At 30.5% G+C, this 25,016-nt stretch carries 26 protein-coding genes and 1 other RNA gene; 3 read left to right on the top strand and 24 right to left on the bottom strand.

Annotated features, from left to right (window positions below):
* Window positions 1–201 precede the first annotated feature (201 nt).
* Window positions 202–1,107: a LysR family transcriptional regulator gene (locus JRC48_RS12545; RefSeq protein ID WP_235069823.1), complete on the top strand. Its 906-nt coding sequence runs from the start codon at window positions 202–204 to the stop codon at window positions 1,105–1,107.
* 3 nt (window positions 1,108–1,110) lie between these two features.
* Here the strand turns inward: JRC48_RS12545 and JRC48_RS12540 are convergent, their stop codons facing one another.
* Entirely contained in the window at window positions 1,111–1,257 is a 147-nt protein-coding gene (locus JRC48_RS12540; RefSeq protein ID WP_235069822.1) for a hypothetical protein, read from the bottom strand.
* A complete protein-coding gene (locus JRC48_RS12535) occupies window positions 1,235–2,128 on the bottom strand; it encodes a hypothetical protein (protein ID WP_235069821.1) in 894 nt (297 codons plus the stop codon). The genes JRC48_RS12540 and JRC48_RS12535 overlap by 23 nt, the downstream gene beginning before the upstream one ends.
* 213 nt (window positions 2,129–2,341) lie before the next feature.
* Here JRC48_RS12535 and ssrA point away from each other — a divergent pair.
* Window positions 2,342–2,687, top strand: a transfer-messenger RNA (tmRNA) gene (gene ssrA, locus JRC48_RS12530).
* Between the two features lie 277 nt (window positions 2,688–2,964).
* On the opposite strand, the gene JRC48_RS12525 is transcribed toward ssrA, so the two are convergent.
* The 4 genes from JRC48_RS12525 to JRC48_RS12510 form a co-directional block, all read right to left on the bottom strand.
* Window positions 2,965–3,486 (bottom strand): DUF1643 domain-containing protein, encoded by a 522-nt coding sequence (locus tag JRC48_RS12525; protein ID WP_235069816.1) that lies wholly within the window; start codon window positions 3,484–3,486, stop codon window positions 2,965–2,967.
* A gap of 10 nt (window positions 3,487–3,496) precedes the next feature.
* Window positions 3,497–3,865, bottom strand: coding sequence for a hypothetical protein (locus JRC48_RS12520; protein ID WP_235069820.1), 369 nt, complete (start codon window positions 3,863–3,865; stop codon window positions 3,497–3,499).
* A 632-nt stretch (window positions 3,866–4,497) separates the two neighbouring features.
* The gene (locus tag JRC48_RS12515) at window positions 4,498–6,087 is read right to left on the bottom strand and encodes an ATP-binding cassette domain-containing protein (protein WP_370630372.1); all 1,590 of its coding nucleotides are present in this window, start codon (window positions 6,085–6,087) and stop codon (window positions 4,498–4,500) included.
* Window positions 6,088–6,188: 101 nt separating this feature from the next.
* Window positions 6,189–8,552: a ThiF family adenylyltransferase gene (locus tag JRC48_RS12510; protein ID WP_235069818.1), complete on the bottom strand. Its 2,364-nt coding sequence runs from the start codon at window positions 8,550–8,552 to the stop codon at window positions 6,189–6,191.
* Between the two features lie 651 nt (window positions 8,553–9,203).
* Here JRC48_RS12510 and JRC48_RS12505 point away from each other — a divergent pair.
* Window positions 9,204–10,148 (top strand): hypothetical protein, encoded by a 945-nt coding sequence (locus tag JRC48_RS12505; protein ID WP_235069817.1) that lies wholly within the window; start codon window positions 9,204–9,206, stop codon window positions 10,146–10,148.
* A 353-nt stretch (window positions 10,149–10,501) separates the two neighbouring features.
* Here the strand turns inward: JRC48_RS12505 and JRC48_RS12500 are convergent, their stop codons facing one another.
* From JRC48_RS12500 to JRC48_RS12415, 18 genes are all read right to left on the bottom strand, one after another.
* A complete protein-coding gene (locus JRC48_RS12500) occupies window positions 10,502–11,023 on the bottom strand; it encodes a DUF1643 domain-containing protein (protein ID WP_235069816.1) in 522 nt (173 codons plus the stop codon).
* A 10-nt stretch (window positions 11,024–11,033) separates the two neighbouring features.
* On the bottom strand, window positions 11,034–11,402 hold the full coding sequence (locus JRC48_RS12495) for a hypothetical protein (protein ID WP_235069815.1): 369 nt from the start codon (window positions 11,400–11,402) through the stop codon (window positions 11,034–11,036).
* A gap of 77 nt (window positions 11,403–11,479) precedes the next feature.
* Window positions 11,480–11,653 carry a DpnD/PcfM family protein gene (locus JRC48_RS12490; RefSeq protein ID WP_235069814.1) on the bottom strand — a complete coding sequence of 58 codons (174 nt, stop codon included), beginning with the start codon at window positions 11,651–11,653 and terminating at the stop codon, window positions 11,480–11,482.
* A gap of 69 nt (window positions 11,654–11,722) precedes the next feature.
* Entirely contained in the window at window positions 11,723–12,172 is a 450-nt protein-coding gene (locus JRC48_RS12485; RefSeq protein ID WP_235069813.1) for a RadC family protein, read from the bottom strand.
* 374 nt (window positions 12,173–12,546) lie between these two features.
* Window positions 12,547–13,260, bottom strand: a complete 714-nt coding sequence (locus JRC48_RS12480; protein WP_235069812.1) for a hypothetical protein — start codon at window positions 13,258–13,260, stop codon at window positions 12,547–12,549.
* Entirely contained in the window at window positions 13,253–13,900 is a 648-nt protein-coding gene (locus JRC48_RS12475) for an ATP-binding cassette domain-containing protein (RefSeq protein WP_235069811.1), read from the bottom strand. The genes JRC48_RS12480 and JRC48_RS12475 overlap by 8 nt, the downstream gene beginning before the upstream one ends.
* A gap of 54 nt (window positions 13,901–13,954) precedes the next feature.
* Window positions 13,955–14,743, bottom strand: a complete 789-nt coding sequence (locus JRC48_RS12470; RefSeq protein ID WP_235069810.1) for a hypothetical protein — start codon at window positions 14,741–14,743, stop codon at window positions 13,955–13,957.
* Window positions 14,734–15,459, bottom strand: a complete 726-nt coding sequence (locus JRC48_RS12465; protein ID WP_235069809.1) for a hypothetical protein — start codon at window positions 15,457–15,459, stop codon at window positions 14,734–14,736. The genes JRC48_RS12470 and JRC48_RS12465 overlap by 10 nt, the downstream gene beginning before the upstream one ends.
* Window positions 15,459–16,283, bottom strand: a complete 825-nt coding sequence (locus JRC48_RS12460; RefSeq protein WP_235069808.1) for a hypothetical protein — start codon at window positions 16,281–16,283, stop codon at window positions 15,459–15,461. Before JRC48_RS12460 ends, JRC48_RS12465 begins: the two co-directional genes overlap by 1 nt.
* 443 nt (window positions 16,284–16,726) lie before the next feature.
* On the bottom strand, window positions 16,727–17,158 hold the full coding sequence (locus JRC48_RS12455; RefSeq protein ID WP_055305888.1) for a hypothetical protein: 432 nt from the start codon (window positions 17,156–17,158) through the stop codon (window positions 16,727–16,729).
* A gap of 386 nt (window positions 17,159–17,544) precedes the next feature.
* Window positions 17,545–18,735, bottom strand: a complete 1,191-nt coding sequence (locus JRC48_RS12450) for a transposase (protein ID WP_235069807.1) — start codon at window positions 18,733–18,735, stop codon at window positions 17,545–17,547.
* Window positions 18,736–19,368: 633 nt separating this feature from the next.
* The gene (locus JRC48_RS12445; RefSeq protein ID WP_235069806.1) at window positions 19,369–20,007 is read right to left on the bottom strand and encodes an ABC transporter ATP-binding protein; all 639 of its coding nucleotides are present in this window, start codon (window positions 20,005–20,007) and stop codon (window positions 19,369–19,371) included.
* A 5-nt stretch (window positions 20,008–20,012) separates the two neighbouring features.
* Window positions 20,013–22,169 carry a DUF1430 domain-containing protein gene (locus JRC48_RS12440; RefSeq protein ID WP_235071073.1) on the bottom strand — a complete coding sequence of 719 codons (2,157 nt, stop codon included), beginning with the start codon at window positions 22,167–22,169 and terminating at the stop codon, window positions 20,013–20,015.
* Between the two features lie 102 nt (window positions 22,170–22,271).
* Complete coding sequence (locus JRC48_RS12435) at window positions 22,272–22,652, bottom strand: lactococcin 972 family bacteriocin (protein WP_235069805.1); 381 nt, start codon at window positions 22,650–22,652, stop codon at window positions 22,272–22,274.
* A gap of 356 nt (window positions 22,653–23,008) precedes the next feature.
* Window positions 23,009–23,581: an accessory gene regulator B family protein gene (locus JRC48_RS12430; protein WP_235069804.1), complete on the bottom strand. Its 573-nt coding sequence runs from the start codon at window positions 23,579–23,581 to the stop codon at window positions 23,009–23,011.
* A gap of 49 nt (window positions 23,582–23,630) precedes the next feature.
* A complete protein-coding gene (locus JRC48_RS12425; protein ID WP_082411241.1) occupies window positions 23,631–23,777 on the bottom strand; it encodes a cyclic lactone autoinducer peptide in 147 nt (48 codons plus the stop codon).
* A gap of 11 nt (window positions 23,778–23,788) precedes the next feature.
* The gene (locus JRC48_RS12420) at window positions 23,789–23,968 is read right to left on the bottom strand and encodes a GHKL domain-containing protein (protein WP_235069803.1); all 180 of its coding nucleotides are present in this window, start codon (window positions 23,966–23,968) and stop codon (window positions 23,789–23,791) included.
* Window positions 23,953–24,985, bottom strand: a protein-coding gene (locus tag JRC48_RS12415; RefSeq protein ID WP_235069802.1) for an IS630 family transposase whose coding sequence is annotated in 2 segments (ribosomal slippage) — window positions 23,953–24,486 and window positions 24,488–24,985 — 1,032 coding nt in all. Because the reading frame shifts where the segments join, the coding sequence is not laid out codon by codon here. The genes JRC48_RS12420 and JRC48_RS12415 overlap by 16 nt, the downstream gene beginning before the upstream one ends.
* Window positions 24,986–25,016: the final 31 nt, after the last annotated feature.

Genomic DNA, 25,016 nt, shown 5'->3' with positions numbered 1-25,016 from the left:
GGTTTAACTGTTCACTCCTCACTTTGAACATTTTTTCATAAACCTTGATCACTTTTTCACTTGCGACACTATACTTAGTATAATATGAGTCTTTCATAGAAACAAATTAAAAATATACTTTTATCTATCGATTTTTTCTATAGATATGCTATACTAATAACAAATTATGATTTTTTTCGACATAGGTCAGGTGATTATTCAATGAACTTAAACCATCTTCAATATTTCCGCGTTCTAGCTAAACTTGAGCACTACACCCAAGCGGCAGAGCAACTTTCTATTACCCAACCAAGCTTAAGCCATGCGATTTCAACGCTTGAAAAAGAACTAGGTACCTATCTCTTTGAAAAACAAGGACGAAACGTTCGACTCACTAAATATGGTCGTTTTTTCCTAACATATGTAGAGAATGCCTTAGACGAATTAGAACTGGGTGAAAAAAAACTTCGTGAATTAACCAGTCAATCAAATGGATCCATTGACTTAGGATTTATCTATACACTTGGAGCACAATTTGTTCCGACTCTTGTGAATGACTTTTTAAAATATGAAGCTTATCAAAACATTCGTTTCTCATTTGGTCAAGGAAATACCAAACAAATTATTCAAGACTTAAAAAATGAGAAGTATGACTTAGCCCTTTGTTCTTATGTAGAAAATGAGCCTGATATTGAATTTATCCCTATTACTCAACAAGAGTTAGTCATGATTGTTCCTCCTCATCATCCTTTGGCAAAAAAAGAAAGTATCGATTTAAAAGAAGTTTCGGAATATCCATTTATTTTCTTTAATAAAGAAAGTGGAATTCGTAAATTAATAGATGCTTTATTTGATGAAATTAATGTTCAGCCAACGATTATTTGTGAAGTTGAAGAAGACACCGCTGTCGCTGGATTAGTATCCGTTAACTATGGGGTTGCCATTATTCCTCGAATCTCATTTTTAGATCAATTCAATGTAAAAGTACTACCTATTACAAATCCTAAACATGAACGTTATATTTATCTAGCATCTGTTCGCAATAAATACGTTAGTCCATCAGTAACAGCCTTTAAAAACTTTATCTTAAGTCATTCCAAAACGTTAACTGAAAATAATAAAAAGTAGGTCTTATCGACCTACTTTTTGACTTAAATCATTTTTAACTTTATCTAAATATTTCGTGATTAAATTATAATCATCTTCGCTTAACATGCTATCTTCTATCATTTTGACTAGCATCACTTCTAATGATTCAATATCCTGATTGTTCTTCATTTTCTCTAAATCCTTCCCTTACAATACGATACTCGATACCTTTAATATCATGTTGATAATCTTGATCATAAACCCATAAATCAATTCGATTATCCCAACTACATGCACCACAAGCATCAAGCACAATAGCTTTTTGAGTCTCTCCCTCTGGATATGTAATCTCTAAAATCGTTCCATAATAATTAGGGATCCCTCGTTCATTTAATCCAACCGCTAAAACTTCATCTATATTGACAGCGACAATAGGAAGCCACTCGTACTCATCATCATAATAATGCATGACATTATCAATAACCATCACATCATCATCTTGATAGGTAATTCCATAACCTACCTTAACTTCACCTGATGTGACACTATAAAACGTTTGTCGGTAATCTCTAAAAACCTCTTCCGTTTCTTCTACCACGTCACTCATAACATCGGTTGACTCATCTGAATCCGTAGATACAGTTGTTGATACTGTTGTAACCTCTAATTCTTCATCACTTGATTTTTTTAAAGTTGATGATACTAAATCAATCTGTTCTAATTCATTTTTTTGAGTTATTGCAGTTTGTAAGTTTTTTAATGCTACAATTTTTTGAGTAGAGACTTCACTAACTAAGTCATCTACTGATGTTTCAACTTTATCTAAGTAAGAAGCTGATAGTTCATTATCTGATGTTTGTTCCTCTTGTACAGAAACTGATATGGATTCACTATTAAATTCTTTATTTAAAAAACTATTTTGTTTTTCATTCTCGATAATCGCATTTAACAAATGAGTATAAGATTGTTGTGTCATGTTATTTTTTTCTAAAGTAACTGATACATCTGACGATAATGTCAACATCATCGAAAGGATTATGTTTGTGATCACATTTAGCATAATTCACCTCAGTTTAGACTGCTTAACAGAAATCATACCTTTATTATGAACTATTTTTGAGAGTTTAAACATATTCTCACTTTTTTAGTCATCTAGTGTATATTATTTCAACGAATTCACATTCTAATGAAAGATTTGACTAAGATTAACAATGATGAAAACTTGTCAAATGATCGAAAATAAAGTATAATAAGCAATGTAATCAAATAACCTGGGGATGTTACGGATTCGACTGGGGCATTTGAGCTTAATAAGCAAGCCGTGCTAACCCACGTTAAAAGGTCGAGGTTTTAATAACCGGAAAAACAAACTTACAATTAGCTGCATAATATAACGTAGCTGCCTACCATTCAATCGCCCATGTTGAATGACTAGGCTCACTGTAGTGGGATACGCTAGTCTGTGCCGTTTGAATAGCCTAGAAGAGATCATCAAACTCGCGGTCTGACAGGTACGTCGCCTGACCAGTCACTCGTTAAACTTAATAGGAGACTAAGCTTGTAGAAAGTTAAGTGGTCGGTGTTTTAGGACGGGGGTTCGACTCCCCCCATCTCCACCAGAATATCCACGTACACAACTGTTGCAGAAAATTGAAGATAAAGAAAAAGATTAATCTGAGTATAGTAGGATCTAATACTAAATTGAGATTAATCTTTTTTATTTTATACTTGTGTTAAACGATCAATTCTTTTGTGATAACTGACTGACATTTAATAGTTTCATTTAATTTCCTCCTCATATAAAAACCTCTATCCTTACAGAAAGAATAGAGGTTCACCGATTTATTAATAGTCATTAATATCTATCAATAATGATTAATATCCATTGATGTTCTACTAATTTTTCCAATCTACTAAATTCCACGTTGCTGCCTTAGGGGATAAAGGGTGATACATTTTAACTCCATATTGATCGCTTATATAGAAAGTCTTATCTTTGAATGGTTTCAACTTCTCTAACAATTCCTCTTGTCTTTTCATCATCTTTTTACTTCCATCACCAAATGATCCCCATGCGATAATCAATGAATCACATTTCAATGCTGACTTCTCAATATAGATATCATTTTCAGGATGTAACAACTCATCTAATGAATCACCCATCCTTAATTTAGGTGTAATATAGGAAAATAAGTTACAGATATCAACTGAAGTATAATTCAATCGTTTCAAATTATTGATGATATTCATGGTCGTACGATCCATTTCTATTTCATCAGCTGTTGATGGATTAATCATGATAATCGTACACTTTAACTTTTCCTTATCTCTCGACCAATCCTTTTTCAAAATCAATCGATGATTCATATCATCTGAATAAACCACCTCTGTTCTGACGCTTGAACGAGTTGTAATCATAACTAACCTCCTACTTTGCATACACAAATAGATGACTATAATCATCTTGAACAGGTTTCAATCGAATAAAGAAATTGAAAGATTCACTTTCTACCTTGAACGTTTCCTCATGCCTGTAACCCTCACCACCACATTTTTTAATGACTTTATCAAAGACATCTAATTGGTTGAAAATTAATTCATTCAATTCCTGTTGTAACTGTTGAATGGAAATTGGATGCTCCATCAACACTTGATTCATTTGTGAGGATGGAAACCATTGATTACAGACTTCATTTGGTCTTGAAGAACAATAATCCAATCTCATTATTCCTAACGATTTATCCTCATCTAAGCCTAATCGAATTAACTCTTTTACATTTGTCCATTTTGTTAACATCATTCATTACTCCTTTCTTTGTACAACTAAAAAACACTAGATAGCTTGATGGTCTATCTAGTGTCTCATTTTATATCAATCACAGATGTTAAATTCAGTCTCAACTAGATCGGATGAATCTAAGATGATCTCTTCATCATGATATTGATTTCTTACATACTCAATTGGCTCACAATCAATCTCATCTACATCTACTTCAATCAATCATTGTAAAGTTTCCGTGATACAGACTGTTATTTTATGACTCATAGTTTCTACCTCCTGTTAGTGATGGCATAAGAAAAGAGCTAAGTGACGTTAATCTAATCACTTAGCTCCTTATAGATAACCTTTTTCTTTTAATGATGTAAATGTTCCATCTCCTATAAGGAAGCTAGATGCCTTTACCATTTTGATTGATACAATATTTATTCTTTTACTTGCGCCATTCACCATATATTATTACCTCCTGACTTGCTATTCAGAAAGATAATATATGGTTATAAATCAAATTATTACATTTAACTTACTTCGTTCCTCAACTAGTTAATATTACTATAAAAAATCACTTTTTACTAATTATCTAACTTAATTATATAATTCAGGAAGGAAGAAAAAATAATATTTTTCCTATTAAGCTTAATTCTCTTTAATTATGATTGTAAAACAGTGTGTAAAAAGGAATCATTATTTTGTAACAATTCATCTGGTCGCCCTTCTTCAACAACAGCCCCATCTTTTAATACAATCACTTTATGATAAAGCGAAAGATTTTCCTGATTAATTGAATGCTGAATCGCTGCGATTGTTAATTCCTTATTTTTTAATAATTCATTTTCTATTTTTAATGAGCTCTGTTTATCAATCGCACTAAAAGCCTCGTCTAAAAAAAGAATCGGGCGTTTACGAATAAGAGCCCTTGCAATTTCAATACGCTGTTTTTGACCACCTGATATATAGGCACCACTCTCACCAACAATAAACTCATCACCTCGTTCATTTACTAACGAGTTTAATCCGACTAACTCAATAATATCATCTAATTCACTCTTTGAAAATTTATCATTAAAGACAATATTGTATATCACACTTTTATTAAATACGAACACATTCTGCAGAACAAATCCGATATTTTTAAACAAGGTTTTGGGCGATAAACTTTTAACATTGTGCTGATTAAAATAAATATCTCCCTCAATATCCGTAATCTTCTTTTGTAACACTTTAAGCAATGTCGATTTCCCAGCTCCATTTCCCCCAACAATCAGTACCTTCTCACCTTTATCAATTGTTAAATTAATATTTTTCAAAATTTGTTTCTCCTCACGTTGGTAATTGACATGTATACATGAGAGCTGATTAAACTCCTCATCTAACACATCCTCTGGCATTGGCTCAACCTCTAAGTTTTCGGCAATACGCTCACGAATATTTTTAGTAGAAATCAATTGAGCATACATTCCAAAAACAGAAACTAATGGATAGGCTACCGTATTTGATAATTGAATAATCGCCATTACTTCACCTAATTCTAACTCATGTTGACTCACTAAAAACATCCCGTACAGTTGAACAGATAGAGTGATGGCAAACGTTAACCCAAAGGTAGCATAAGAAACACTTTCTTTAACCGTATTTAACGATGTCAATAACCGTCCAACAGTTGAACTTAATCCTCCATGTTGTCTTGCTGTCTCCTGTTCAATTGAATAATTTTGAATCGTTGTCATCCCTTTGAAACAATCTTGAATAAAATGTGTATACTTCCCATAAGATTGTTCCCACTTTTTAGACTTATTAACGATTATAGGTTCAATCACTTTCGTCATCAGAATAGGTAATGAAACACCCACTAAAAGGATCAGACTTAGCTTGGCACTTTTGCTAAACATCACAATCAAACTAAACAGGAAAATTAGAAGGTTAATACCAATTTCGAATAAAGCAGAAAAATAATTCTTTTCTAACACTGACACATCATTTAATAATAGGGAAGTGTAGGTAGCCGTATCCTTTTGTTGTTCAGGATGACGCATTAAAATACTTAAAAATAAACGATCCTTAAGTTTTTTCACGCCATCTTGAATAATCGCAAACTCCGTTCTTTTCGCAATAATTTTCCCGATATTCATTACAAAGTAAATTCCAACGATTGATCCAATCACTTTTAAAACGAAATTCACCGTAAAAATGTCCGGGGTTGACACATAATTAAAAATCCTTTCAAATAGCAATGCCGTCACAATATTATCAAAAAGAATAAACGGTACAAATAATACATATATTAACCATAATCGGTTCCTAAAAAATCCCTTGATAAAAATCCTCCTCCTATATATATTTCTTACACAGTCGAACACTCTGAACTAATATTTTTTAATATCTTAGCATAGTCAATAATTTCACCAATGATAATTTCATAAAACTCAGTATTTAAAGTGACACCGAATACTTGACTTAATAAATTACTTATTGTTATATCCTCTATTGGTTTTTTTCTTAACCAAGATGTAAACCTTGAAAAAGCATCATCAGTACTATATACTTCCTTAGCAATATAAAATCCATACACTAACGCTTCGGGATACAAACAAACATCCCTTTTTTCGAATAACATATCTAGGTTTATTACTAGATTATATCGACTAAATTTATCATTCATTATTTTAAAGTTTGGAAAAGATTCTGTAATTAATTGATTTCTTCCCTCAACAATATTTTCTAACGTAATTTCATCTAAATTTAAAATTCTCTGTTCATATAAATCTAAAGAAAATAGTCTAACAATAACATTTTGTAGTTTATATACTATTGAATCAACTATCGCCTTTCGATTGATTCCAGTTTCTAATATGGTGAACTCGAATAGAAACTCATTAATGAATGCAAAAGTTTTATTCACTAGTGCCCCCAATTTATGCTTTTCGCGAGACGAAATAAAAGAGTAAAAATAACCTTGACCTATTTCATGCGCAATAGATATTGCATTATCCCAACTATACGAAAATGGTATGCTAATATTAACACTATTGTAACGTGGATTATATAAACATAAAGTATTTTTTATAGTAGGACCTACGTGTAAATAATTATGGCTCTTACAATAATCTATATATCCACTTAAATCATATCCTATAACTTTGGTATCTATCTTTTTCAACGAATTTAAAACTATGTCGATATCTTCAATCTCACCTTTATTTTGTATAAGTTTATACTCATTATAATCGATAGTATAATTTAAGTGAATTTTTGAGAATTCTAGCATGCATTTCTTCATCAATCGAATAAAATTGCTTTTCTCATTCCAAATAATTTGATAATCGCTGTAATATTTTTCCTTTTTATGTTTAATAATTTCTATCGCTTGAGGAAAAAGTTTAACTTGCTGATGAAGATATGCGTCTATTATCTCTGTCGGAATATCTGAAACTGTTAAAATTAACTTAGAAAATTCCATTATATTATATTCCTTATCTTGATAGGTAATCTTAAACTGTGATAATTGATTCATATACCTTTGTTGTTCTAATTCTTCATTTTCAAATAGTTCTAATTTAAACTGATCATTATATTTCTTTATAATTTCAAAAATTTTTGGATCACCGAATTTTATATACTCCAAATAATAATTTAAAATCCTAGGCATAATAATATTTTCTTTTATTTCCTTATTGACTAGTGCATTATCATATATATTATCATAATTAAGTATTTCATTTATTTTAATATTTTTCTCTGTAATATTTGATAAAGAAAAAAAATCTATTTCAAGTTTTTTAGTATGATGGTTCAAAATCCCCACCAGTTCCTCCATCCATAATCGAAACATTAAAATTGCTGCTAAATCCCCTAAAAACCCTACACCTGAATTAGAAAAAATGGTTTTAATATTTTCGTTTAAAAGAGGCTTACTTTCATTAACTACTTCTTTATCCAATTTTTTTGCAACCGTCTTTCCAACATTATAACCTGAAATGTAAGTAGGTATCTTATTTTTAGAAGTATATTCTTCCAACTGACTTAGTAGTTCCAATGAATAATTATCAAATGCGCAAAAAATACAATCAATGCGATATTCTTTAATAATGGGTTTTAAATCTTGAAAAGTATTAATATACTCATCATATATATTAATGCTTACTTCATTAGATAACTCCTTAATTTTTTCAATAATAACCTCCACTTTTTTTCTTCCTATATCTCGTTTATCGAAGTAAAACTGGTGCATAAGGTTCTTCTTTTCTACTCTATCACCATCAATTAAAATAAATCGCTTAAATCCCATTCCCAATAATAAACGTAAAACAGCTGTTCCGACCGTTCCAAGACCTATTATCAAAATTTGCTTAGAATCAATTAATTGCTCTATTGTATAACGATTAGGTCCTCCGATTATATTATTTAAAAAGTTTAATCTCCTTGGATTTTCCTCGTCATACCGTTGCTCATTAGTATATACTAAATCATTATCAATTAAAAAATTCTCTATTTCTTCTAACTCTTCTGGCTTTACCTGATAACGATCCTTCCACTCAATCAAATCATTTTCATTATCATCCTTACTAATTATCTCCAAAAAACTCCAAACTCTATCGAAATCGTCTAATTCTACAATCATATCTGAATCAAGACTACCTGGAATATGACAGGAAAACTCACTTTTATTTCTATCACCTATAAAATTTAGATGTTTCTTTAAATACACTACTATTCCCCCTAAAAACTCAATCTAAGTAAAATTTAAAAGGAGAAATTTATTAACGAACGTATGCATATTAGTAGGAATATACGATTCGTTTTAACTTCATTTCTCCTCCTTTTTTATTTCTTTATTTTTCTAACAAAACATAAAACATGTGTGCTCCTGTGAGCGTACTACTTCCTTAAGTTTCATCAACTATCCCTCCTTTTTTATTTCTTTATTTTTCTAACAAAACATAAAACATGTGTGCTCCTGTGAGCGTACTACTTCCTTAAGTTTCATCAATTATCCCCCCTTTTTGTTCTTAAATTAATTTTGTTGCCTGTACTTCAATTAGAAGACTATGTACATTACTTGGCACTCCGCATAGCTCGGAATATAAATTATATTCATAAATTTTAAAACTTTATTTTTAATACCAATTATGTCCTGGCCACTCCTCAGCACTAATAGCATTGAAACTATCATTATTAGTAAAACTATAGAAATATAAACCAGTATTAATTATAGATATTAACACTAATAAAATAGAGATTTTTTTTATCATTATTCATTCCTCCTCTTACAACCAATATGATATAATAATTTAAATAATTATTCTTGGTCATTCTGACCATATTTTACCTTTTTAAAAGAATAATACGGGGGGATAATATGATTTATAACTTTGACTATAACCAGGCATTAGAATATATATTAAAAAAAGCTACATCCATAGGAATGAATAAATCTCAACTTATTGACGGAATTTGTGATTATTCTAACTTTTCTAAAATGTGTAATGGAAAAAGAAAACCGAATTATGATTTAATCCTCCAGTTATCTCAAAAATTAAATATTAGTTTAAACGAGTTACAAATTCATAGCTCATTGAAGAATCCTGAAGAGTATTTAAAGCTACATAAACAATTTCATGAATTCCGAGCAACTAGAAACTATCATGAAATTAAAAAGCTTTATATTTCCTACCAATCTCAAGAAATAGATTCTGATATAAATGTTCAATTTATCTTACTTTGGATGCAAGGAATTTATGAAGCGAATCAAAATCAAAATTATATATATGCAATTGATTTATTCATTAAGGCAATCAACCTCTTACAACCGATGTTTTCAATTGAACAGCCAAATTTAACTCTATTAACGATTGAACAACTAGATTTGGTACATGATATTTGCCTCTGCTATATGAAACTCGAAAAATATTCTCAAGCTATTTTAATTTATAAACAATTAATAGCCTATCTTGAAGATCATATTCTTTTGAACGACTTTTCTTTAATACCTAACTATTGTTATTCACTGGGAAACATCTTACTTAAAACCAAACAATACGAACGTTCTAAATTTTATTCTTTAAAAGGAATCGAGTATTGTAATAGACATTTCAATTTGACTAAATTGCCCTTTCTTTACTGCAATCTTGCCATTTATGAACAAGTATCTAATAATTCAGAACAAGCAACCCAATATCTAATAGATGCTCTTTTCTTATTTAAAATGCAAAATAGACCTACTTCTTTTTATAAAGGACTAAATGAATTTATAAAAAAATATAACTTTCATATTGATCTTAATAATCTTCAACTGGAAATTTAACACTACTTAAACCAATAATTTTAAACATCAATGAAGATGGGACGTGGATACTAACCGGAACGCCCCATCTCCACCAGAATATCCACGTACACAACTGTTGCAGAAAATTGAAGATAAAGAAAAAGATTAATCTGAGTATAGTAGGATCTAATACTAAATTGAGATTAATCTTTTTTATTTTATACTTGTGTTAAACGATCAATTCTTTTGTGATAACTGACTGACATTTAATAGTTTCATTTAATTTCCTCCTCATATAAAAACCTCTATCCTTACAGAAAGAATAGAGGTTCACCGATTTATTAATAGTCATTAATATCTATCAATAATGATTAATATCCATTGATGTTCTACTAATTTTTCCAATCTACTAAATTCCACGTTGCTGCCTTAGGGGATAAAGGGTGATACATTTTAACTCCATATTGATCGCTTATATAGAAAGTCTTATCTTTGAATGGTTTCAACTTCTCTAACAATTCCTCTTGTCTTTTCATCATCTTTTTACTTCCATCACCAAATGATCCCCATGCGATAATCAATGAATCACATTTCAATGCTGACTTCTCAATATAGATATCATTTTCAGGATGTAACAACTCATCTAATGAATCACCCATCCTTAATTTAGGTGTAATATAGGAAAATAAGTTACAGATATCAACTGAAGTATAATTCAATCGTTTCAAATTATTGATGATATTCATGGTCGTACGATCCATTTCTATTTCATCAGCTGTTGATGGATTAATCATGATAATCGTACACTTTAACTTTTCCTTATCTCTCGACCAATCCTTTTTCAAAATCAATCGATGATTCATATCATCTGAATAAACCACCTCTGTTCTGACGCTTGAACGAGTTGTAATCATAACTAACCTCCTACTTTGCATACACAAATAGATGACTATAATCATCTTGAACAGGTTTCAATCGAATAAAGAAATTGAAAGATTCACTTTCTACCTTGAACGTTTCCTCATGCTTGTAACCCTCACCACCACATTTTTCAATGACTTTATCAAAGACATCTAATTGATTGAAGATTAAGTCATTCAATTCCTGCTGTAACTGTTGAATGGAAATTGGATACTCCATCAACACTTGATTCATTTGTTGAGATGGAAACCATTGATTACAGACTTCATTTGATTTTGACCCACAATAATCCAATCTCATTATTCCTAACGATTTATCCTCATCTAATCCTAAGCGAACTAATTCTTTTACATTGATCCATTTTGTTAACATCAATCATTACTCCTTTCGTTGTACAAATAAAAAACACTAGATAGCTTGATGGTCTATCTAGTGTCATTCGGTTTGTATTAGTCACAGATGGTAAATTCAGTATCAACTAAATCTGATGAATCTAAGATAATTTCTTCATCAAGATATTGATCTCTGACATATTCAATTGGATCAAAATCCATCTCATCAACATCTACTTCAATCAGACGTTGTAAAGTTTCCGTTATACATACTGTTATTTTATGACTCATAGTTTCTACCTCCTATTAGTGATGGCATAAGAAAAGAGCTAAGTGACGTTAATCTAATCACTTAGCTCTTTATAAATAACCTTTTTCTTTTAATGATGTAAATGTTCCATCTCCTATAATGAGATGATCTAATAGCTTGATGCCAAGTAACTCACCTGCTTCAACTAAGCGATGGGTTAGTTGAATATCTTGTTGTGAGGGTTCGGCATTTCCTGATGGATGATTATGAAAAGCCATAATGCTCGCTGCATTGGATAGGATGGCTGTTTTAAAGACTTCTCTTGGATGAACAATCGCCTTATTGAGTGTTCCAACTGCTACCACTGAAATATTAGTGGGTTCATTCTTTGTATTCAAACAAGCAATGATGAATTGCTCACGATCTAATCCTTCTAGTTGATCTTTAATCATTTCATATGCATCATTAGGTGATGAAATTTTACGTGTTTGATAAAGGAAGCTAGACTCCTTTACCATTTTAATAGATACGATATTAATACGTTTTGCAACATTCGACATGTATATTACCTCCTGATTCACTATTCAAAGAGATAATATATGGTTATATTTTATTTTAAACCATTTTTAGAATTGTATCATATCTCTAATTGTTATAATATTAGTTAAAATAATTATTTTTTTAAAAATTTATCCAATAATAATAAAATTCCTATTTTGAATACTCGATAAATTACAATAAGTAATACTATTACTAAAAGAACTACACAAGTACTACTTAATATTTTTAAAAAATCTTCGATAAGGTTCATCTAATAAAGCCTCCATTAATGAATTTTTTTATATGCTAGTGATGACGCATTTCACCTCAACATTGATCACTTGAGGTTAACAGAAAAGGGAAATTAACTCCATTCTATGCTTATATTAGCGTGTTAGCTCTCTGAATATTTAGCCAGAACCTGATTTTTTAAGCTTATGTAATGATTAAGAATTTCATCATCATCCGTTAAAACTTCAAAATATTGTACCTGCCCCCATGTCTCCCAAAGTTGGTCCATGTCCATTAATCTTGCTTCAAGATTCATATCATCATTTAATGGGTATTTAGAGTAGAGTTGCGAAACTGGTAAAAATGAACGCTTCTCTTCCGCCGACCAATGATAACCATTTGGTGCCTTTAAATGACTCAAAAATAATATATATTTACTTCCGTCCTGAATTAATTGATATCCTGATGAATTAAAATATCCATTTTTATGATCATCAATCCATTTTATAAAGTAAGCAGGTTCATAAAGAATAATTTCATCTCCTGATTTAAGGTCTCCCTTTAAAACCTCATCAATTTCTAGGGTAGTTTTTGTTGCTTGCTTCACTAATTCTCTCTCTTTAACGTTAGTCACGATAACAATTAAATCTGCTTTTGATTCCAGATCCTCTATCGTTTGAATGTCTTCATTAAAATAAGTAGTATCAAACTCAGAAGTAGGAGAAGAAGGATTTTCAAAATAAAAATGCCTAAATTCATCAAAATCTAAAATTTTATTATTCAAATCAAGGGAGTTTCTAGTCATAAAACCAAAAACAAAGCTAAATCCGATTAATGTAACGGTAATGAAAACAAGTATTTTTGTTCCTTTATTCATACGTCATCACCTCTGACAGCCTTCCACTTTCCATTTTCATAAAAACATCTGACAATAACCTTATGTCATCTTTATTGTGACTCGCAATTAATACAGTAGCACCACGTTCTTTTTCCTCTATAAGAATTTGTCTTAATAAATTCACAGCCTCTTCATCTAATGCATTTGTTGGCTCATCAAATACAATTAAATCAGGCTTTTCCATAATTCCTTGAGCAATTGCTAGTCTTTGTTTCATCCCCAAGGAATATTTTTTTACGGGACGCTTATCATTAGGATCAAGCCCAACTCGTCGCAGTGATTCCTCTATTTCAACATCCGTTATTTTTCTTTGAATATTTGCTAACATTTTTAAATTTTCAAAACCACTAAACTGCTTCCAAAACGCTGGTGTTTCAATTATTACTCCTACATTCGGAGCATACGAGACATCCTGATGTAGTCTGATATTATCGAAACAAATATCCCCCTCTGTTATTTTTATCAATCCACAAATGGCACGAAATAACATGGTTTTACCGGAACCATTCCTTCCAAAAATACCATAAATCTTTCCGGACTCAAATTCAGCGGAAATATTTTTTAGCACTTCATCATTTCCAATTTTTTTAGAAACATTATTTAAAATTACTTTCTTCATAATTGTCACCCCAATAGAGAATATATTATTCAATTGATTTTACATAAAGATCGTTTAATAATTTTCTGCTTTTTCAAAAATTTTATATAAAACACCACTTAAAACAGATACACTAATCAACAAGTATAAATAGGAAAAGCCTAATGTGAAACTAACATTATTTAATACTGTTAATTCAGAATGCCATGAAATGATTATTTGTGAGACAGGTAGCCATTTTATCATAAATAACAACGAAGAATGCCATTCATAAATATATGCCACGATAAAGATAGAGGCATAAAACAAAGCTATGGCGACTATCCCCCCTAAACTACTCTTTGTTAAAAAACAAACAATGTTTGAAAGAGTTGCCATCATGATGAAAAATAGTAATAAAAGAAAACCAAGAAATACAGTTTCGCGAAAAAAATGAAATTCAAAGTTATACCCTAAAAATAAATGAATAACTGCGGTGGTAATTATTAAAATGAAACAAAATAAAGCACTTTCTTTTGATAATTCACCCATCATTTTAGCGAACCAAAGTTTTTTATGTTGAATCCTCGTTAATAATATTCCCCCCCTCTCAAAAAATTCACGATAAATCATATCACCACTAAACGAGATAAACGATATAAACGGCAATGAAAAAACAAATATCGGGATAATTGTTCGCAACAAATCAAATTCTAAAAAATTGAAAGTAACGATTGTTGCTTCAAATATTGTCATATTATTTTGATGATATCGAAGTAAATATCCATATAATGTTAATACTATCGAACAAAGAAGAGAATTAATTATTAATTTTTTGTTAGTTATCATATTAAACCTTTTATAAAAAATTTTTTTCATCTGCATACGCCTCCCCTCCTATGATTTACTAATTTTAAGATACACAATATTAATAGCCAAAGGAGGCTTATAACCAATATTGCCATTAAATTACTGAACATGTATGCATCTGGCAAAAGCCAGTTATTCAAATAGATATAATTACTCATTGAATAGATAGGGAGATGAAGAATATCTCCTATAACTTCTGGAATCTGAAGAAAGACTATAACAACTAGAAATGAAATAATCGAATTACTAGATTTCAACTGAATAAGTAATTGTAAATTTCCTATTAAATTAAAGCCAATAATTTGAATACATATGGATAATAGTATGAAAATAAAAAAAGAAAAAGATTGCTCATAGATCACAAGCCCAATACTTAAGAGAAAAAATGGCAGATTCATTAAAGCAACAAATAAAAGAGAATTGATTAGTATTAATTTAAATTGTTTATCTAATTTTTTCTTAGCATCTCTATATCGTAGAAGAACTGTGATATTTATATATTGATTCCAAAACCACCCTAATACCATTAAAAATAATGGGAAAATTAAACAGCTTGTGATGAGTAAGTGTGTTTGGATGGAATATAGTGTTTTTATTCGAACAAGCAATTCCCCATCGTTTCTAAAAACAAAGAGAAAATAAAGTCCAGATAACATAATACTTAACATTAAAAATATTTTACCGAATCTCCCCATCCAAACTTGTTTTAATAACCCTTTTTCAAACCCCATTACTCGATCAACTCCATCTTCTTAGAGTAAGCTATAATAAGCCCAATTGCGATCATACTTAAACCTAATAGCCATATAAAAGGAGTCAAAGCACTTCCTAGTGCATTCGAATTAAAAGCTACATGCCAACTAAGATTACCTAGCCCTAACAAGCCTAAAACCATTCCGATAATAACGAATACAATAAAGATTCCAATAATAGTTAAGTAACAGTTTTTATTTATAAAGTTAACGACAGCAAAACTAAACAATGAAAGTATACTCGCAAATAGACTGATTAAAAACACATAGATATACGTATACCCCCATTCTGAATTCAACCTCAACAGATCAAATGCATAAAGTGGAGAATATTGTTGGATTCCAATATCATATGCTGGAAGGTTAAGAACATTATCACCACCAAAATTAGGAAAAGCAAAATAAGTTAAAAGAATATTTACGTTTAAACTAAAAAAAGAAATAACGAAAGGAATTGTCAATACAGCAAAAATTTTAGAGAGCATTATTTTCTTTAATGAAGTCCTTGTTAATAGTAGTGATAAAGTCCCTCCATTTTTTTCTAACGCGAGATTATCTGAATAAAGAAAACCCGATAATAACGGTAATAAGACAGTAACTAGACTTAAAAAATAGGTACTATAACTACTTGTTATTATATTCATTTGACTAGCTTTTCTAATAAAGGAAAAAGATGCTCCGTAAAACTCCAAACAATTCACAAAAAAAGCTGAAATACATAAAACAAGAAACATAATCCAAATAAATCTAAATTCAATTCGATTAATCCCTTTCTTCAACTCATTAAGATATAATCCTAACATAATTACGCCTCCCTAAAATATAATTTATTATCTATTACTCAACTTTTGCAGTTAATCACCACTGAAAAGGTTGTTATCCTTTGTTTACCACCATTTAAAAAAGAATTTATGCTTTTACCTAAAGAAATAAAAGACACTTTCGCTGAATTAAAAATAAGATTTCATTTACGATAAGGGAATATAAAAAAAATGAAAGACTTCTCTTGCCTTTACCGCTTTACGTTGATTTTTTTTTATGTTTAATCACGGAACCTGACTTCAATCTAAATATTTTAATCGTAAAGTTTCTAACTCACCTTGCAAGGCGAGCCTTAATTACATCAAGGGGATATTAGATTTTCGTTGTGCGAAAGTTGAGTGTATTATAAAAACAAGCGATGCAAATTATACATCACTTGTTTCCTTTGAGTCTTTACTTTTTCTCTAAATTCCTACGTCCTATGTTATCTAAAATCCACGCTACCACTTACAAATCCGTAATAGGTTGCTAAACTATTGGAATTTTGCATAGCTAATCTAACGTTATCACCTTTAGAAATTGATTTAGTGAAGTTAATTTGTGTATTACTTGTACTTACTCGCTGAGTATAAGTGCTTGAAATTGTCTTAGCTGAATCAGTTTGCGCCCAAAATTTAGCAGATGATGCATTATCAATAGCTGTTACTCGGTTAAGAATATATTGATCACTAGTTGTTTTCACATGATAATTTGTGTAGTTATTTCTCCCTAATGGACCTAGAGAGTATGCTGTGTACGTCTGAGCAGCTCGTCCTTCTAAAGATGATGCCTCTACTTCAGTTTTAGGAGTTGTCATCATTATTCCTCCGATGATTGCTAATGCAGTTACTGTTTTTCCGATTTTTGTGAATTTCATTTTCATTTCCCCCTTTTTTTATCTCAATCATATAAATTTCTAGTGAGGTCATCAGAGCTTCAAAACTATTTACAAGTAAACTTTGAAGGTTCATCTCCTCTATATGTCTTTTCTTGCACCTTTAAATTCAACGCAAGAAAAATTTACCACAAGATAGTCTTATATTGCAATATAGATGTGCTAACTGGTCGTTAACTGTAGCTATTTAGTCAAAATGAGATCATTTAACACTATTTTAATAATAAAGAACTATAAAAAACTTTAATTTTATGACTTACACAATTCAATATTTGCTCCATCACTAGCAATTATATTTGTTTTAACTATAAAACTATTAACGTGCAGTTTTTAAGAAAAATTTTCCATGTGGTGAAAATACACTGATTCTATGCAATTTTCAATTCTTCAAAAATGGTATTTAACCCTACTCCGGTTTGCGCTTTGATGTAAATGAACTTAACTAATTCCTGTTTTTGTTTTCGTTGGCATTCGCGCAAACTCTCGCCAATACAATCCCCTGTCTTAGTTACACGCTTTAGATACAGGTAAACGAATTGAATCATTAACATCAAACGTTTAATCCCTTTTAATGTTCGAACTTGGTAACGAGCCAATCCAAAGTTTTGTTTCGTTTCACGAAAGAATATTTCAATGGGCCAACGTTTCGTGTAGTGCTTAAGAATTTGTTTAGCAGACAATTTTAAATCATGACTCATAAAACAACGTAAGGCTTTTTCTTCAAGTGGAGCCTTTTGTGGCCAACTCAAAATGATTTTGACGACATGGCCACCTCTCACTCGACCCTCATATGTATAAGTATAATAGGTCTCTGATCCAACTGTGACTAAGTCGAGATCTTTGAGGGATAAGGTGTTCGCAAATGATTTAAGTTGAATCCCTTTCGGACGATAGCCTTTCGGAAGAATGATTCGATTGGTTTTGATTCCTCCTAAGTAATAAAAGCCTAATTGATTAGCGATTTGGAATAAGGTTTCACAAGTATACCAACTATCAGCTAGGATGTATCCTTTATGAGGCGGTTTAGGTAAAGTGGTGAGAATCTCCTTAACGAGTTCAATTTTACTCTGTTTATCTTTCTCATACGGAATGATTTGATACGGTAAGGTGACGTCATCACATTGAAGCATCAGGGTAACAAATTGATGGCCATAGACGTATTGATGATGAAGATGAGAGTAGTGCCAACCACATCCTTGAATAGGATAAGTCGCCTGTGACGAGGGCTTAGTTTTAACACATGTTGTATCATCTACTAATACGTAAATAGGTTTTCCTGTTTGATGTGAACGATTGTAAATGCAAGATAGAAGATAGGATTGAATTTGATTAGAAATCATCTCATCATCCCAGGAACTATCATTTAAAAATCGTCCAAAAGTTGTCCGATGACAATGCTTAACGGCAGAGATTTTGCCCGTATAAGTTTCACTAATCATCAAATTTAGGAAATGGTTAAGATGCCTAAACTGTGGTTTCGATAGAAATAAGTCTAAGTCTAGCCCTTTTAAAAATTTGAAAATTGAATGAGAATCTGATATAATACCTTCCATGAACATTAACTCAATTCCTCCTTGTTAATTGGTTGTGCGAGACTTAATTATACAAGGATTTGAGTTAATGTTTTTTCTTTTTGCATTGGTATTTTATAACTGGAAATTAATTGGAAGTAGTTTTGCACATTAATAGTATAAAATAATTATATTTTATGTCAATAACCTTTTATAATGGAAGCTAATATTTTATTTTTTATACCGTCCTACAACTAATAAGATAGCTATCCAAATTATCGCACATACCGGATAAAAAATATAAGTTGTAAAAATATCAAGTATCAGGGTAATTCCAATCAGCATACCTATCACTTTTACTAAAAGGAAGCTAGACTCCTTTACCATTTTAATTGATACAATATTAATACGTTTTGCGACATTCGACATTCGCCATATATTATTACCTCCTAAATAAATTCCGACTATTCAGGTATATAATATATTTTTATAAATTCAGTTATTACATTTATAGTTTGAATTAAACCAACCTTCCCTGATTTAATTCAAATACTTTATCACACAATAGCCGTATATTTATCTCAGTATAACTTGGCAAAAAGAATCACTTTACCCGCTTTATAATCTAAAAAGGGCACAGTATAATATTCTTATAAATACAGTGAGCACTTTTTTAGGTTATTATAAATTTATAGTTTTGTGACATCTCATAGAAATAGTATCGTCATGTGTCACAATAACGATTGTTTTTCCTTCTTTATTGAGAGCAGTTAAAAGACCTAATATATCATCTCTGGTTTCAGCATCTAATGATCCAGTTGGCTCATCTGCTAAAATTAAATCACAAGGTTTTAATAATAGACGAGCAATCGCTACTCGCTGTTGTTGCCCACCAGATAAGGTATATATTTTATCATTAACATCCACATCTAAGCCAACTTTTTTTAATGCTTCTTCTTTCATCTTTTGTTTCTCGCGTTTACTCTTATTAACATATGCCAATGCTACATCTAAATTTTTAGAAATTGTTTCATTTTCAATTAACGCATAATTTTGAAACAAATAAGAAATCTTATAGCGAAGTAATTGATTAACCTGACTTAATTTAATCTTACTCATATCTTGTTCAAATAAATTCACACAACCACTATCTGGCTTTTCTAATAATCCTAGGATATTGAGTACAGTTGTTTTTCCAACACCACTCTTTCCAACGATAGCCACCATTTCACCTTGATAAATATCAAGATTAAATTGATTTAAGACCTGTTTTTTTTCATATGATTTATCAATATTTTGCAAACTGCATATTCTTTGCATTTATATTATTCTCCTTTAATAACGTATAACTTATTTCTTTTTTCTAAAATGTTTAATCCCATTAATGAGTAAAAAGCTTCTATTAAAAGGATCCCTATCACTATAAATATCGCTCCTGCTCCTAAACTAGCAACAGATATTAGTAACAATATTACCCAATTAATTAAAAAAATAGTCCAATACTTTCGGTAAGCTTTGACATATCCGAAACCATATAATCTTTTAACTACGATTTCTTTCTTATACTTATTAAAATGAATGCTTATATTTTGAAGAAGAAGAATCGAGAAAATTAATAAATCAATTAAAAAGATGCCTCCATAAACCTTTAATTCCTCTTGTAATTCTTTTACCTTGTCTAATGCTAGTTCATTAGCTGGAACTAAGTACTTCAGTTGACTATCTAAATTTAACTCTTTTAACAAAGGTGTTAAATTTTCCATTGTTACTTGTGGATCATTGTCTATTAATTTAACTTTTAATGGATCAGTACTCCCTCCTCCTAAAATCCCCCACCTTTCCGTTGGAAAAGAGTTATATTCAGTTATCACTTCGACTATTGTATCAGAAATCATATTATTTTCTTCTTTATACACATCTGGATTAAAACTAAAAATGGATTGATTATTTTTTAACCAAATAATCTTTATCTCCTTAGGTTCAAAAGATGTTTCTTTTGAAAAGTTATTTTGATCAAATTCATAAGTTAACCATTGATTTTCCTCGAAGAAATCTAATATTTCCCGTTCGAATTCCTTATATTGAGCTTGAACTAGTAAAATTCGATCCTTAGTCTGCTCATCTATTACCACTTGGTTTCCTAACTCATCATAAAGAGGAAATTCTTTCAAATAATTTGGATTAACTCGAATACTAAATATTCCTTTATAATCTTGATTTAAAATCAGGGAATCCTCTTCATAATCTCTAGCATTGATTAATATAGCCCCTTGACTGTTTAACTCATGATATAATTCTGTACTGGCTGTCACTAATGATTTAATCATATCTTCATTCGTATCATTATCTCCTCCAAGTAAAGGATAAAAGACACCATAACTATTTCCTTTTTCCCAATTTTTTAGTGAAGATAAATAATGATATGACGATTGTATATTCGTAAAAGAAGAAACACCAATTGCAATCATAACATAAGTTAAGAATCCCTTTATAATACTATTAAATACAAATATAGATTGACTATATTCTTTATTTTTCAAATTAAGATAGATATTCGTCGATGCAATAACCCCTAACGGAACTACCGAAATCAATGTGAGTATGACATAAGTTACTAATTGCTTTTGTAAAAAGCGCAGTATAAATTCATTATCATTTTCACGAATAAGTGCAAAAATAAGAAGCAACACGGTACTCAATAAAAAAACTCCTGTCAGATGCAAATGAACTATCTTTAACCATATTTTAATATTAGAGAATCCAAATAAATTATAAATACCAATTTTCCTTGATTGATTTAAAATCATATAAACAATTAAAACAATCGTTACAACAACTAATATAATTTCGAAGATCTCTAAAAACTCATCTTCATTTATATAATCAGGAACATAAGGTTCTGTTAATCTAAAATCATCCGCAACAAAATTCGTATGGAGTGTCTGATTCAATTCCTCTACCATCGTTTGGAGAAACATATCATATGATAATCCAATCGGTAGTTCGACAAAATAAATTCCTTTAACACGGGAACTATTGTATAGCTGTTTTAAGTGCCCCACATATACTTGTTCTTTATTTTTAATTGTTCCGATTTGATTGGTATCATTCGATTTTTGTGTTGATAAGTACTCATTCTCATCTAATTGTTCTAATTGATCCTTTTGATCGATAATTTGGAAATAATTAAAAAATTCCGTATCTGACGTAATAAGTGCATATTTTCTAATTTCTAACTGATTATCTTCATCGACAACAAATTGCTGTCTAAAAAAATTAACCTGAAGTTCGTTTGCAATTCTCTCCAAACAAGGATATATTCTCTCTGGATCACTTAGTTCTACACTATCTGGTATTTCAAATGCTTGACCTATTCGATATTCTACACTTCTAACATTATTCATTTGCTTAACATTTACTCGATTTTCTACTACACTGAATGAGAAAATTGAGATAAGACAAATAAATAAGCTCACTAACATTCTCACTAAAACTTCCTCCTAATAACTCCATCAAACTATATTAAAACCTCTTCATCATAAAAAGCAAACTATGTAAATTACACAGTTTGCTTAAAATATTCTTTAATCTACAAGATTCCATTGTGCATATCCTGTAGCAGATCTTTCTCCAGTTGCACTAGCTTTTGACCATACTGCTGCTTTAGTATCTCCACTATATGACCATGTAGATCCTGATCCTACCTTAGCAGATGACCCATGCTTTTTAGTTTCATGGAAATAATTAGAATGAGTTTTTTTCTTTAAACTAATAGTTAGTGTTGATCCGTAATCCCATTTCCCTCCTCCAACATCTGTCGTAACACGTGCATCTTTTGTAGTCTCTGTTAAAGCGACAGTCCCACTTGTAGCTGATGATGAATCATATGAAGCTAAAGCAGATTGACTCCCGATTCCTAAGCCTAGTGCTGCAATACATGTTAGTGCGATTACTTGTTTTTTCATTCTCTCATACTCTCCTCTATATGTCTTTTCTTGCACCTTTAAATTCAACGCAAGAAAAATTTACCACAAGATAGTCTTATATTGTAATATAGATGTGCTAACTGGTCGTTAACTGTAGCTATTTAGTCAAAATGAGATCATTTAACACTATTTTAATAATAAAGAACTATAAAAAACTTTAATTTTATGACTTACACAATTCAATATTTGCTCCATCACTAGCAATGATATTTGTTTTAACAAAGAAATTACAATTATCTATTTGATAAAAATCTAAAGGTAAACAGTAATACCGGTTTTAACTATAAAATAATTATATTTTATGTCAATAACCTTTTATAATGGAAGCTAATATTTTATTTTTTATACCGCCCTAAAACTAATAAGATAGCTATCCAAATTATCGCACATACCGGATAAAAAATATAAGTTGTAAAAATATCAAGTATCAGGGTAATTCCAATCAGCATACCTATCACTTTTACTAAGTTGATCGCCACATTTTTATACTGTTTCTTCTCTTCTTCACTCAATGGTTTATTTCGATGGTCTAATGGGGCAAATCGATAAATAATAATGAGGCTAATAATTAATAAAATGAGTAATGGAATTTTCATCTTATCCACCTCAAGATTATTCGTCAACAAAACTGTGACTAAATAAATTATAGTAAATATCAATGTACACTTTGTATAACTATTTGCGTGATAGCCCCCTGTAAACTGCCTTATGGTACAATAACACCCTAAAAATAAAAGTGTGTGAATAAATTTGTGAAAAAGAATCCCAATAAATACTGCTATTGAAAGGTTAACAATAAAATAAATTAACATCTCAAATCCATATCGATAAATTTCTTCATCTTCTTTTCCTATTATTTCATAATTAATTAATACCATTGTTATTTTATTTGCTAGATAAACAAACATACGATCTCCTTAAATACAAAAAACCTCCCTTGCTTAACGGGAGATTTACTTACTTTCTTTTCTTTAATTGTTCTAATTCTTTTGGTTCTTTCGGTTGATGGATAAACCACGTACTTGCACTATTTGCTGATAATACTGCTATTCCAAAACTTAACATTGAAAGTTTTTTAAGTAATTTAAATCCGATTTTTTTCATTTCTATCTCTCCTAACTAGGTATTGGAATCATAATGTTCAATATAAACTCATCATCAGAATAGTTAATAACAACTTCACCATTATATTTATCGGTAATATACTTGATACTTGAAATTCCGATTCCATGCCCAACTTTATCTACTTTAGTGGTATATATATAAACAGATAAGTTTTTCACATTTTTTCGCATAGTCTCTGGATCACTTCCGAAGGTCTCTCATTGATACGTCGAATAAATCCTTGAACAGCTTTTCTAATCTCATTTATATTTTTATAAAAGACGTTATGAATCACAGATTGTTTTAACCATTTCCATAATCCTTCAATTAAGTTTAATTCTGGACTATATGGTGGTAAAAAGATTAACCTTAATCTATTTTTGTGTTCGTTTAAAAAAGGTTGGATGAGTTTAGCGTGATGAATTCTTGCGTTATCTAAAATCATGACAATCTTTCCCGTTGGATATTGTTTCAGTACTTTTTTGAGGAATTCTAAAAAGATATCTGCTGTATAACGTTCTTCCTCCTGGACATAAACATGACCTGTCTCATAGTTAAGGATTCCTATTAATTTGACACTTTTATTATTTCCGTAAGTAGGAATAATCCGTTGTTTTCCTTTAGGAAACCAATTGTTGACTAATGATTGATAATCTCTGATAGAACTTTCATCTTGAAACAATAAATGATCAATCTCTCCACGAATCAAAATTTTTTAATTGTTCAAATTCCTGTTTAAATCCCTCTTGTTTTTCTTGACTCGCTCTCGCTAATGAGTAAGTCGGGCGTGTGTAGCTAAAACCTAAGCGTAACAACATGTCACGCATTCCACCTTTAGAGAATGAAATTCCAAAGGTTTGCTTCACCCAGATGCATAATAGCTTACAATCCCAAGTCATGTACGGTTCAATCCCAACATCAGCGGGCGTTTTATGGATGAGGGTATGGATTAACTCAGCTTCTTGCTCAGGTGAAAGTTTCTTCGGACAGCCTGATTTTGGGCGTGGGTTTAATCCCTCAAGTCCATATTTTTTATAATTTCTAACATGTGTTCCGATGGTCTGAGCAGTAAAGGGAACTATCCTAGCGATTTCTACATTTTTATATCCTTGTAAGTGTAAATAGATGACTTGATAACGAGTATAAAGTTGTTTCGATGATGTTTCACGCATCGCTGTTTCAATTAATTTTAATTCTGTCTGATTCATAGTTGCCTCAATTTCTATCCTAAAATGTATA

The organism is Turicibacter sp. TJ11 (genome assembly GCF_021497505.1).
Taxonomy (GTDB): domain Bacteria; phylum Bacillota_I; class Bacilli_A; order MOL361; family Turicibacteraceae; genus Turicibacter.
This window is presented reverse-complemented; position numbering and strand designations above follow the sequence as displayed.